Annotated in this window: 9 protein-coding genes and 1 riboswitch; of the genes, 6 read left to right on the top strand and 3 right to left on the bottom strand. The window is 50.9% G+C overall.

Annotation, left to right across the window (positions count from 1 at the left end):
* Positions 1 to 68 precede the first annotated feature (68 nt).
* The 3 genes from EJP77_RS10665 (at position 69) to EJP77_RS10655 (ending at position 3,672) form a co-directional block, all read left to right on the top strand.
* Positions 69 to 878, top strand: coding sequence for an alpha/beta fold hydrolase (locus tag EJP77_RS10665; RefSeq protein WP_127199218.1), 810 nt, complete (start codon positions 69 to 71; stop codon positions 876 to 878).
* A gap of 121 nt (positions 879 to 999) precedes the next feature.
* Positions 1,000 to 1,773 (top strand): hypothetical protein, encoded by a 774-nt coding sequence (locus EJP77_RS10660; RefSeq protein WP_127199217.1) that lies wholly within the window; start codon positions 1,000 to 1,002, stop codon positions 1,771 to 1,773.
* A 165-nt stretch (positions 1,774 to 1,938) separates the two neighbouring features.
* Positions 1,939 to 3,672: an alpha-keto acid decarboxylase family protein gene (locus EJP77_RS10655; protein WP_127199216.1), complete on the top strand. Its 1,734-nt coding sequence runs from the start codon at positions 1,939 to 1,941 to the stop codon at positions 3,670 to 3,672.
* Positions 3,673 to 3,768: 96 nt separating this feature from the next.
* Here the strand turns inward: EJP77_RS10655 and EJP77_RS10650 are convergent, their stop codons facing one another.
* Together EJP77_RS10650 and EJP77_RS10645 are read right to left on the bottom strand one after the other, a co-directional pair.
* Positions 3,769 to 4,020: a YiaA/YiaB family inner membrane protein gene (locus EJP77_RS10650; protein ID WP_127199215.1), complete on the bottom strand. Its 252-nt coding sequence runs from the start codon at positions 4,018 to 4,020 to the stop codon at positions 3,769 to 3,771.
* A 168-nt stretch (positions 4,021 to 4,188) separates the two neighbouring features.
* On the bottom strand, positions 4,189 to 5,037 hold the full coding sequence (locus tag EJP77_RS10645; RefSeq protein WP_127199214.1) for a helix-turn-helix transcriptional regulator: 849 nt from the start codon (positions 5,035 to 5,037) through the stop codon (positions 4,189 to 4,191).
* Between the two features lie 127 nt (positions 5,038 to 5,164).
* Between EJP77_RS10645 and fabF the strand changes: the two genes are divergently transcribed.
* On the top strand, positions 5,165 to 6,403 hold the full coding sequence (gene fabF / locus EJP77_RS10640) for a beta-ketoacyl-ACP synthase II (RefSeq protein WP_127199213.1): 1,239 nt from the start codon (positions 5,165 to 5,167) through the stop codon (positions 6,401 to 6,403).
* A gap of 282 nt (positions 6,404 to 6,685) precedes the next feature.
* Entirely contained in the window at positions 6,686 to 7,087 is a 402-nt protein-coding gene (locus tag EJP77_RS10635) for a hypothetical protein (RefSeq protein WP_127199212.1), read from the top strand.
* A 210-nt stretch (positions 7,088 to 7,297) separates the two neighbouring features.
* Here EJP77_RS10635 and EJP77_RS10630 read toward each other — a convergent pair whose 3' ends face one another.
* Positions 7,298 to 9,646 carry a UvrD-helicase domain-containing protein gene (locus EJP77_RS10630; RefSeq protein WP_127199211.1) on the bottom strand — a complete coding sequence of 783 codons (2,349 nt, stop codon included), beginning with the start codon at positions 9,644 to 9,646 and terminating at the stop codon, positions 7,298 to 7,300.
* Between the two features lie 542 nt (positions 9,647 to 10,188).
* A riboswitch (TPP riboswitch) is annotated at positions 10,189 to 10,299 on the top strand.
* Positions 10,300 to 10,403: 104 nt separating this feature from the next.
* Here EJP77_RS10630 and thiC point away from each other — a divergent pair.
* Positions 10,404 to 12,173: a phosphomethylpyrimidine synthase ThiC gene (gene thiC, locus EJP77_RS10625; protein WP_127199210.1), complete on the top strand. Its 1,770-nt coding sequence runs from the start codon at positions 10,404 to 10,406 to the stop codon at positions 12,171 to 12,173.
* The last annotated feature ends 200 nt before the right edge of the window (positions 12,174 to 12,373 follow it).

Below are 12,373 nucleotides of genomic sequence, written 5' to 3'. Positions count from 1 at the left end.
ATTTCCCCATCGGTGGTTCGTCGCCCTATATAGAGACTTGTATAAACAACGTGCAAAGGAGAAGTTCTATGTATACAGTAACCTCGAAAGACGGTACCCAAATTGCCTATGACAAGGTGGGTCAAGGACCTGCACTTATCCTCGTTGGAGGTGCGTTCAGCTACCGGAAATTCCCGCAAATGGTGAAGCTCGCCTCCCTGTTATCGGAGCGATTCACGGTTTACAATTATGACCGCCGCGGCCGCGGGGATAGCGGAGATCATCAGTCCTATGCCACTGGGCGAGAGATCGAAGATCTCCAGGCTTTAATCGATGAAGCGGGCGGCTCAGCCTATGTATATGGGCTGTCATCCGGTGCGGTTCTTGCCCTGCAGGCAGCAGCGAGTGGGGCAAGCATCACCAAGTTGGCATTGCATGAGCCTCCATTCATTGTGGATGCGGCAGATCGCCAGCCGCCAAAAGATTTTATTAAGCAAGTGACGAGGTTAATCGGGGACAATCGCCGTAAGGAAGCGATCAGCTATTTCATGACCAAGGGAATGGGGGCTCCTTCCTTCGTAGTCGGGATTATGAGATTAATGCCGAGCGTATGGCCGAATCTGATGGCAGTAGCTCACACGCTCCCTTATGATGCAGTATTGCTCGAAGGATATACGGCCGGCCGGCCTCTGCCCGCAGATGTCTGGTCTACAGTCCAAATACCTACATTGGTACTTGAGGGTACGGAGAGCCCGGCTTCGCTTCGTCGTGCCGCCCAGGCATTGACCAAGGTACTGCCTCGTGCGCAGCTGTTAAGCAGGAAGGGGCTCGGCCACACCAAGAAGCTTGATGCTAAGACAATCTCGCCAGAGCTGGTGACATTTTTTCTGGGAAAATAAATATGCGGCTCATATCTTATAAAAAGAGGACCAACTGGCACTTGTAGTGGAATGTAGTAGAGCAGCAAAAAACAGAGAATCCAATATTGGAAATAAGTGGTTTAGGAGTATAATATATAAGTTGCAGCATGAAAAGAAGGAGAGGACTAAAATTAAAAGGATAGCTCTGGTATTGGCCTCTTTGTTGTCATTAAGTACGCTATTTGCATGTAGTAATCAGCAGAATTCAGAACCTCCTACATCAAGTAAAGATAAGGCAGTCATAAGCAAGGAGAATACGGATTCAAAGTCTTCTAATTTACCCAGTGTCATTAAAAGTCAGTTTCCAGATGAAGCTCCGGCAAGAATCATAGATAAGGTGAATAATACCATCTCTATTCGTGCTGAGATTCAAACCGATGAGGGTATTCTGCGAGTAGAATCGAAAGGACCCGAAGAAATTGGGCACTTGGATGCCCCAAGTATCTACGGACAAGCAGGAGATTTAACTTTCCAGAGTAACTATATCCTTATTTATGGGCAAGACAATAAAAAGCAGATCGTAAAAGAATTGCCTGCTTTAACTTTTATTCAGCCTTCAGACCAGCCCATTTCATTTCATAAAGTTCACTTTAAGGAGACAGATGTCTATCTCCTGACTCCACAATATCAAGCTGCACATGGTTATACTTTTTATGCGGTAGCAATAGGGAAAGGTTCTGGAAAGGCTGTACCCTTAAGCTTTGTATATGATTCCGTGAAATTAGACAGTTATAATTATTCCGATAAGGAGCATTTACCGTACAATAAAAAAGATCTTTTCATCGTTAAGCCAGGCATAAGCGCAGGCTCAGATGATACTAAAGAGAAACAATTTCAATTAGACTTAGAAAAAGGTGAATTTATTGCAAAATAAAGGGGTTCTTCGGGTATTACTACCTGAAGGACTTCTTTTTTATTAAAGAATATTGAGTCCTTACCCCCTACGGGATACGAATAACTTCGGTCCCCTGCGGCCTGAAAGGAGTTCGGGCTGTTAGGGTAATGACATACATCAAGAGAATTTAAGGGAGAGATATGAATGCCTGACAAGAACGGATTAGCTCAAGGAGAAGAGAAGCAGCAGACAGAGGGACAACCATCCGGAGAAATCACGCTGGGCCAGTATCTACTGGACTGCCTGAGAGCCGAGGGGATCACGGAGATATTCGGGGTACCCGGCGACTATAATTTTACCTTGCTGGATACGCTGGAACGCTATGATGGAATCCGGTTCATCAACGGACGCAATGAATTGAATGCCGGGTATGCGGCGGACAGCTATGCAAGGCTAAAGGGAATCTCCGCCCTGATCACCACCTTTGGGGTGGGGGAGATGAGTGCCTGTAATGCGATTGCGGGCTCTTATAGTGAGAACGTGCCGGTCGTGCATATTGTTGGTTCCCCCAAATCGATGGTGCAGCAGGCCCATAAGCTGATGCATCATACGCTGCATGATGGGGACTACCAAGTGTTTCGTAAAATGTACAGCTCTATCACCGCCTACACGGCGGAGATTACTCCCGAGAATGCGGCCATCGAGATTCCAGCAGCCCTTTCTATTGCCAAGCGCAAGAAAAAGCCGGTCTATCTCGTCGTCGCCATAGACCTGGTGATGAAGCCGATCCTCGCCCGGCGGGCTCAGCTCCAGGATTTGCAGACAAGCACATCCTCGCTGAAAGCGGCTGTTGCTCATGCGAGTCAGCTGCTTGGCAGCTCGAAGCGGGCGGTAATCCTGTCCGATTCCATGGTCATGCGTCATAGACTCATGAACCCGGTTCGCGAACTGGCCGAGGGCATGAGCGTACCCGTGGCCTCGATGCCGCTCGGTAAGGGCGGGTTCGATGAGCATCACCCCAATTATATCGGGATGTACGGGGGAGCCTTTGGCAGCGAGCAGGTCAGTACCATCGTGGAAGAGGCGGATTGCGTAATCGCCGCGGGGCTCATCTGGTCTGACAGCAATACGGCCAACTTCACCGCCAAGCTGGATCCTATGAGAACCATCAATATTCAGCCGGAGTCCGTCAAAATCGGAGAAGCCGTGTATATGAATATCAAGGCGGAGGATATGCTGCGTGAGCTGATGAAAGTGGGGTTCGAGCAGGAAGAAGACCTGCCAAGCCTCTCTTTTCCTTACGAGCAGGAAGCGGCAGATGTCGCCGCGGAGAAGCTCTTAACCGCCGATGCTTATTATCCGCGGATTCAGCGAATGCTGAAGGAGGGGGATATTGTGGTTGCCGAGACGGGAACGTTCATGAACGGAATCTCCCAGATCAGACTGCCGGAGGGAGCGAGTTATATCGCTCAAGCGGGCTGGGAGAGCATCGGCTATGCGACGCCAGCCGCTTTTGGGGCATGCATAGCTGCGCCGGGACGCCGGGTGCTTCTCTTCACCGGCGACGGCTCGCTGCAGCTGACGGTACAGGAGATCAGCTCCATGCTGGCGAATGGCTGCCACCCGATTATTTTTGTGCTGAATAATGATGGTTACACGATTGAGAAGTACTTGAATGTGAAGACCGAGCAGCAGCGGTACAATGAGGTACCGATGTGGTCTTATACGAAGTTGGCTGAGGCCTTCGGCGGGGAGGCTTATACCGCCCGCGTGCAGACGATTGGAGAACTGGATGAGGCCATGGAGCAAGCTCAGGCGGCACAGGCGCAGGGACGGCTCTCCATCATTGAGATGGTAGCGGCGGATCCGATGGATGCTCCAGAATATCTCCGGAGAACCAGGGACTATCTGGAAGAGCAGGAGAAGCAGCAGAAGTGAGTTAAGAGAACTAAGTTAAGATAAAAAAACAGCCGTCCCCGAGAGGAATACCTGGGTGACGGCTGTTTCTGTTCGATCTACAGAACCGGAATTATTCTAGCTGCTGTGGCTACTGCTTCGGTTCTGCTCAGCGATAATTTCATTATCTTCACTGTTATCCCGGGTTACTTTCTGAGTCAGAATAGCCCCGACAGCTACCAGAATCATCACTGCGATATAATATCCCTTCTCGTTCAGCTGCATATCGGCATTATAAATTCCGATCAGGAACAACGCCACACCTGCAAAAAATGTGAAATAAGCTAGAAACGTGAACGCAGGCGTGTTTCTTTTTCTGTACTTTTGCACCCTTAATCATCCCTTTTTATTTTTTTGATTGAGTTGTAATAGATGCCTTATAGGCTGATTCTCCTACATGCAAGGCAAATATGGATATATCTTACTATGCCGGGTTCCATATTTCTACATATTTTTACTTCTAGGCGAGAGTTGTCCCTTTAAAAAGGACCCATTCATCTAGATACTGCTGTCCTTCATCAGCTTGCTGAGCTTGGTCTCCGTGTTGGAATCCTGGACTGGTGTATAGACGCTGCACCTTAGATCGGCGGAGCCCTGAACCTGTAGGGAGGTCAGGTTGAACAGCATCTTGCCGGCACGTGCATGCCGGAATTCAATCATGACCTCGGGTGCGGAACTGACGTCACTTTCATTCCAGAGCGCCTGGAAGTCCGGGTACTGACGGGTCATTTTGTCAATGAAATCGGAATACCAGGGGTCAGCAACATACTGTCCGTAATACGCGCGGAAGATGGAGAGGAAGCCCCGGACAAAGTGCTCCCAGTTCACGGCCAGACTGCGGAGCTCTTTCTTGTTGAACAACAGCTCAATCATGTTCCGCTCCGCTGCGGGAATCAGATCAAAGTTAAGAAACACGTGCGAAGCCGCTGCATTCCAGCCTACAATCTGGCATTTGCGGTCAGAGATAATAGTCGGACAGTATTTAAGCTCCTGCAGTATTCGGCTGAGTGAGGGGCTGATGACCGTGCCCGCTTCCCTCTCTGAAGGCTTCGTGTGTGAGCCCGATTCAAGCGCCAGATCATATAAATATTTGCGCTCATCGGCGTTCAGCTGAAGTGCCCCTGCAATGGCATCCAGGACAGAGGGGGATACCTTGATATCCCGGCCCTGTTCCAGCCATGTATACCACGTCGTACTGACCCCGGCGAGAGCGGCAACCTCTTCTCTGCGAAGACCTGGAGTTCTCCGCCGTGTCCCCGGGGGAAGGCCTACGGTATGAGGGTGAAGCTTCGAGCGCTGGGCTTTGAGAAATTCGGATAAGGCTTCAAGTCGTGCTTCCGGTTTCATAGTAATCGTCCTTTACAGGTTTATTGTAGTGTTAATTATACTAGGATAAATACAAACTTGTAATAGGATAAAGGATGGTTAGAATAATAAACAAATAATAAATGGTTATTAAGGGAGAGGTGCCAAGATGGAAAGAGTAGTAATTACGGGATTGGGGATTGTATCGCCCCTTGGAAATGAACTGGACACGTTCTGGAACGGTCTGAAGGAAGGAAAGTCGGGCATCAGCACGATTGATACTTTTGATGTATCGGGATACAAGACCCGGATTGCGGGCTTGGTCAAGGGACTTGATCCCGAAGGCAGATGGGGACGTAAGGAAGCTCGCAAGATGGACAGGTTCAGCCAGCTTGGGCTTGCGGCAGCGGAGCAGGCGCTTGAGCATTCCGGCCTGAAGCTGGATCAGATCGACCGTGAGCGCCTCGGGGTATATGTTGGCTCAGGCATTGGCGGGATTGAGACCCTGGTGAACAACGTGGATCTTCTGCGGGATCGCGGTCCGGGCAGAGTTAGCCCAAGCCTGGTTCCGATGATGATCTCCAATATGGCTGCGGCGCTCATCAGCATTCACTTTGGCGCGATGGGACCGACGCTCTCGCCGGTCACCGCTTGTTCGATCGGAAATACGGCGATTGGCGAGGCTTGGCGCGTGATTCGCAGTGGGGATGCGGATGTGATTTTTGCCGGGGGAACGGAGGCCGCTGCGCATCCCATTGCCCTGGCCGGGTTCGGAAATGCTACGGCACTTTCAGTCCGAAATGAGGAGCCTACCAAGGCTAGTCGGCCGTTCGATGCGGACCGGGACGGGTTCGTGATGGGAGAGGGAGCGGGCATCCTTGTGCTGGAATCCTTGACCCATGCCCAGAAGCGCGGCGCGCAAATCTATGGGGAAGTGATCGGCTATGGAGCAAGCTCGGATGCCTACCACATGGTGGCTTCTCACCCGGAGGGCATCGGCGGTTACCTGGCGATGAAGAGCGCCGTCAAATCGGCGGGTCTTACTCCGCAGGATATCGATGTAATCAGCGCCCATGCGACCAGCACGGAGGTGGGCGACATCGCGGAGACCAAGGCGATCAAGAAGCTGCTGGGCGAGGATGCCTACCGGGTTCCAGTCACGGCCAACAAGTCGATGATTGGCCACATGTTCGGAGCTGCCGGCGGGGCCGAAGCTATCGCTCTAGTACAGACGCTGCGAGAAGGCATTGTGCCGCCGACGATCAACCTGGATCAGCCCGGTGAAGGCTGCGATCTTGATTATGTGCCGAACACGGCCCGGACGGGCACGTTCGAGATCGGTTTGTCGAATTCCTTTGGCTTCGGTGGGCACAATGCGGTGATTGTGCTGAAGAAGTATGAGGGGTGACACGGGGAGAGTAGGTGAGCGGGCAGATCTAATGGACTAAGCTCCCTCCATCTACTTTTTATAAGAACATAAGCTTTTATGTACAAAAGAAGCGAGGGATTATAAGTACCCTCACTTCTTTTTAGCGTAATCTAATTTCAACACCGATTATGTATAATTTTCCCTGATCGACTAATCTGCTCCATAGAAATATTCATGTAGACAATCAAAGTAAACCATGTTAAAATTCCCAAAAAATGAAAGGAGTATGGGTTAATTAGATTTAAATTTGGAGGTGTTCTGGTGATCAAACGATATGCATATTTCTTTTTTTGGACTATTGGATTCATATTAATTTTATATTTAGCAAGCCAATCTTTGGAATACTTCAATACTAAGTCTGATGAAACATTTAACGCTTCATACGAATTTTGGCCTTGGGGAATAGCTAACATCATTATCGGTATTTACTTTTCTTTGTATAGGGGGATACCAAAAAAAATTATATTCAATTCATCTCAGCTCGTTATACTTATTTTAAGTTTTATATTTACCGCTTATCCATTTCTAATATTTTACTTGGGATTACCTAATTTATTAGGAATAGATATTGTAATGGTTTATAACAACGAAAGTAGTATTCTTATTCCAGTCCTTTTTGGCTTTTCCATAGTCAATACTTTTTTTGGATTTAAATACGACTAAACTTATAAACTTAATAGAGTAATGTTATCATAATCTGATGGATACAAAGGGTGCGGGTAGAATCAAAATTTCACAGTTAGCACTAACACCCTCAGAATCCCGGACAATCTTATGTCACGCCTGAGAGAGGCTGCTTGGTTTATGTTGGTCTAAAAAAGGGTGCCGGAAGCGGCGCAGCCTTCCGGCAAGGCAAGCGTGAACGTGCCGCGGTTAGACCGGCACGTCCTTGCGGCCCCTGTGCATGGGCTTCCCGCACAGGGGGCAGGCCTTCGCGGCGAGGCCATGGTCCCTCGCCGCAATCCGGGTCCAGGTAATACAGCCTGGACCTTGGCACAGCCAGGCGGCGACGCTCTCCGTTCGCGTCGCCGCCGCTGAACTGCCGCTTCGGGCGGGCGAAGCGCCCGAAGACCGGCCTCCGCTGCGGGCGTAGCCAGTGCCCGCAGCCACTTCACTTCGAGCCCGCAAAGCGCTCGAAGTGGTGACCGCGCCTTCGGCTGCATCGCCGCCGAAGGCCGAGAGCAGAAAGCGGGAGACGGCCGCTTTCTTGCCGCGGTACCTTGCGGGGGAGCTGATGATCAGCTCCTCCTTGGCGCGGGTGATCGCGACGTAGGCAAGCCGCCGCTCCTCTTCCAGGGCGGCCGCCCCTTTGGAGGCACCGCCCGCTTCGGGATAAGCGGTATCCTTCATGCGGTCGGCCTCGATTGCCGAGCTGTGCGGCAGACTGCCTTCAATGGCGCCGATCAGCATCACGACCGGGAACTCCAGGCCTTTGGACCGGTGGATGGTCATCAGGGCCACACGGTTCCCTTGTTCCCGGGACTTATCACTGCTCTGCTCCCGGCTCTTCTGAATCACATCACTGATGAATCCAAGGAAGCCTGCCACCGTATCAAAGCGTTCAGCTGAAGCCTCCAGCTCGTCCAGCATTTCCTTAATCATTTCCTTGTGCTGGGTCAGCAGCTTGCGCTCATCGGCCTCGACATAAGCATTGTAGAATTTCTCCCTCATCAGGGCGATGGCCGCCGAAGGCTTCATGGAGGATAGAGTTCGGATCAGTTCCAGCCTGTCCTGAATCTTGGTTATTTGGAAGTCCTTCAGGCCAGACAAGGTCAGAAGATGAACCAGCGGGCCTTTCTTAGCCCGGACAGATTCCTGCTGGACAATATGGGACATTCCCCGTTCCCGGTTGATGTAGAGGGTCGGCAGTACGCTCTCCATAGCGGTGAAGTCACGCCGATTGAGGCCAAGCCTTAAGTGATCCACCAGGGGGAGAACAAGGGTATTCTCATAGAGCAGCTGGCCATCCCCATATTCAATATATGGAATTTCGCGGATCATCAGCTGCTCCAGAATGGCCCGGTTGTTGCTGGTTGCCCGGTAGAGTACGGCGTAGTCCCCATAAGTTCGCTTGCCAGCCCGAACCTCATGCTCGATGCGGTCCAAGGCCAGCCGCGCCTCCTCATCACTGGTAAGCGGGCGCGTATACATGGGCCCTGAAGCTCCTGATCTTACAGCTGCCAGCGTCTTGCTTCTGCGGTGCTTGTTATGCCGGATCACTTCATTGCCAAGGCCCACAATCCGGGTGCCGGAGCGGTAATTAATATCGAGCGTAATGACTTTGGCCCTTGGATAAGTCTTCTCGAATTCCAGAATATACTCGCTGCGCGCTCCATTAAATGAATAGATGGTCTGATCATCATCTCCAACGACCATAAGGTGATCCTGCGGAGCGGCAATCATTTTGACCAGCTCATATTGCAGATGGTTCGTATCCTGGAATTCATCGACCATAATATAACGGAAGCGGTCCTGTATGGTGCGCAGCAGGGCAGGATTTCCCTTCAGCAGCCGGTAGGCCAGGATCAGGACATCGTCGAAATCCATCTTTTCGTGATCAAGCTTCCACTGTTCATACTGCAGAAGAATGCGCTTGGTCTCCCGCTCGGTCACACTATCTTCGGGCATATCCGGAATATCAATCAGGTTGGTCTTATACGAAGAGAGCAACGACAGCAGCGTTTCCGGTTGATAGGCATCCTGGAGGCCCATTTCCCGCATCATCTGCTTGAGCAGGATGTGCTGTCTGCGGGTCTCGCTCCAGATCTCAAGTTCATTGCCCTGCCTGCGAATCAACTGCAGGAAGAAGGAGTGGAACGTCCGGGCCTGTAGTAAGCGGATATCCTGTGGATGAATCCCGGGGAGCACAGCAATCCGGTCCCGCATTTCCTGGGCAGCCTTGCTGGAGAAGGTCAGCAGCAGGATTTCCCGCGGATCGACACGTCTTACCGAGAGCAGGTAGCCGGTGCGGCAGATCAAGACTGAGGTTTTGCCGGACCCGGCTCCGGCCAGGGTGAGCAGCGGTCCCTTGAAATGGCGAACGGCCGCGATCTGCGAGGCATTCAGCAGGATGCCGCTGGCCTCGAGCGTGCGGAAATAGGCAGCATCGGGATCGCCTGCGCCGACGACCTCGCGGCTGGTCCGGGCAGCAGCCATCCTGGCTTCGGGAACGCGCTGCTGGGCCGCACCCGAAGGTATTTTATTGAAAATGGATTCTCCCATTACATTCACCTTCATTTAATCGGTATATAAGTTCGACTTCTATATAAATTGAATTCAAGAATTACTTATAGGCAAGAGTGTGAAATGATTCTGAAGAAGCGAAACGTTCGCCTACAAGCCTTCTGAAAGAAAGCTACATCGGAAGCCTATGCTTTGTGACCGGATTTCTACACAGCGATCGTAGGAACATTTCCCGCGGCTGCCTTACATGTAAATCAATAGTCCCACTTCTATAAAGCAATCCAAAACATATTTTTATTCAGCTTAATAGCATACCTCTATTCTTCCAAACATACAATAAGTAGAGCACTGGGAAGTGAGGCAAAAACGGAGGTTAGCCGACCAGGGTTCTGGAAAATTCAGCATTTTTGGTATATGATTGTAAATCTAGCATAGTTAAGTTAAGATGGTACATAAGTTGAATTAAGAATTACTTATAGGCAAGAGTGTGAAATGATTCTGGATAAGCATAGCGTTCGTAAGAACATTTCACACGGCTGACTAACATGTAAGATCAATAGTTCAACTTTTATACCGACAACTGCATATCAAGCGGGAGCTCAAGGTTTTGGGCTGAGAGGGTAGGAATTCCACTATCGACCGTTATACCTGATCTGGGTAATGCCAGCGGAGGAATTGAAATGGACGAAGTCTGTCTAATTCAAGAGACCCTTTTTATTGTTGAAAAGAGGTCTTGTTATGTCCATTTACACGCTCGGCCTTTCTCGGATAAATCACAGAGGAGGCTTTTTTTGTTATGACCAAAGAGACGATTCAGCTTCAAACTACTGCCCTGCCGGGCAGCCGCAAGGTGTATGTAGAAGGCTCGCGCCCGGATATCCGGGTGCCTATGCGCGAGATTGCACTTAGTCCTACTTCAGACAGCTACGGCAGTCATGAGAATGCGCCGGTCCGTGTGTATGATACGAGCGGCCTTTATTCTGATGCTGAGGCACAGACCGATATTACGAAGGGGCTTCCTGAGAATCGCCGGGCCTGGATCAGGGAGCGCGGGGATGTGGAGGAGTATGAAGGAAGACAGATCAAGCCGGAGGATAACGGCTATCTAACCGATGATCCAAGGGCCAACACCCAGCAGTTCCCGGATTCAGGCAGACGTCCGCTGCGGGCGAAGCCGGGCCACAATGTAACCCAGATGCACTATGCACGTAAGGGGATTATCACACCGGAGATGGAGTATATCGCGATCCGCGAGAATGTGTCTGCCGAGTTCGTGCGGGACGAAGTAGCGCGCGGCAGAGCTATTATCCCCAGCAATATCAATCACCCGGAGAGCGAGCCGATGATTATTGGCCGGAATTTCCTTGTCAAGATTAATGCCAATATCGGGAACTCCGCCGTGGGCTCTTCTATTGAAGAGGAAGTGGAGAAGATGACCTGGGCAACCCGCTGGGGCGCGGATACGATTATGGATCTGTCTACAGGCAAGAACATTCACACGACCCGGGAGTGGATTGTCCGCAACTCTCCTGTACCGATTGGAACCGTGCCGATCTATCAGGCTTTGGAGAAAGTGAACGGCAAAGCCGAGGATCTGTCTTGGGAAGTCTACCGGGATACCCTGATCGAGCAGGCCGAGCAGGGGGTAGATTATTTTACAATTCATGCTGGTGTACTGCTGCGCTATGTCCCGCTTACGGCGAAGCGCCTGACCGGAATTGTCTCCCGCGGCGGCTCGATTATGGCGGCCTGGTGTCTGGCGCACCATCAGGAGAACTTCCTGTATACGCATTTTGAGGAAATCTGCGAGATTATGAAGGCTTATGACATTGCCTTCTCGCTTGGCGATGGTCTTCGCCCGGGCAGTATTGCGGATGCGAATGATGAAGCTCAGTTCGCGGAGCTTGAGACGCTGGGGGAACTCACGAAGATTGCCTGGAAGCATGATGTGCAGGTGATGATTGAAGGACCGGGCCATGTGCCGATGCATTTGATCAAGGAGAACATGGATAAGCAGCTGGAAATCTGCGATGAAGCGCCATTCTACACGCTCGGGCCGCTGACAACAGATATTGCGCCGGGATATGATCATATTACTTCCGCTATCGGCGCCGCCATGATCGGTTGGTTCGGAACTGCCATGTTGTGCTATGTTACCCCGAAGGAACACCTTGGTCTGCCGAATAAAGAGGATGTAAGAGAAGGCGTCGTCACCTACAAAATAGCGGCTCATGCTGCCGACCTGGCCAAGGGCCATCCGGGCGCGCAGGACCGGGATAATGCGCTCTCCAAGGCGCGCTTTGAATTCCGCTGGCGCGATCAGTTCCACCTCTCGCTCGATCCCGAGCGGGCCATGGAATATCATGATGAGACCCTTCCTGCTGAGGGAGCCAAGACGGCCCACTTCTGTTCCATGTGCGGACCGAAATTCTGCAGTATGCGGATTACACAGGATATCCGCCAGTATGCCAAAGACAACGGCCTGGACAGCGAAGCGGCAATCCAGGAGGGTCTGGAAGCCAAGTCGAAGGAGTTCAAGGAGACGGGCAGCGTAATCTATAAATAATTCTATTTCACAGAAGAAATATCGAAGAGACATAGAAGAGACAAGACATAGAAGAGTCTTAGGGAGTCTAGCTGATCCTGAGGACTCTTCTTTTTTTGTGATGTCGAAAATATCTCATATTGTCGAAAAATCTACAAAAAACTGGGTAAAAATTCGATATAATAGAAAGTAGACAGATTGGCGATTCCGTCTGTACGGAG

The sequence above is a fragment of the Paenibacillus zeisoli genome, assembly GCF_003994465.1.
Classification (GTDB): Bacteria; Bacillota; Bacilli; order Paenibacillales; family Paenibacillaceae; genus Fontibacillus; species Fontibacillus zeisoli.
This window is presented reverse-complemented; position numbering and strand designations above follow the sequence as displayed.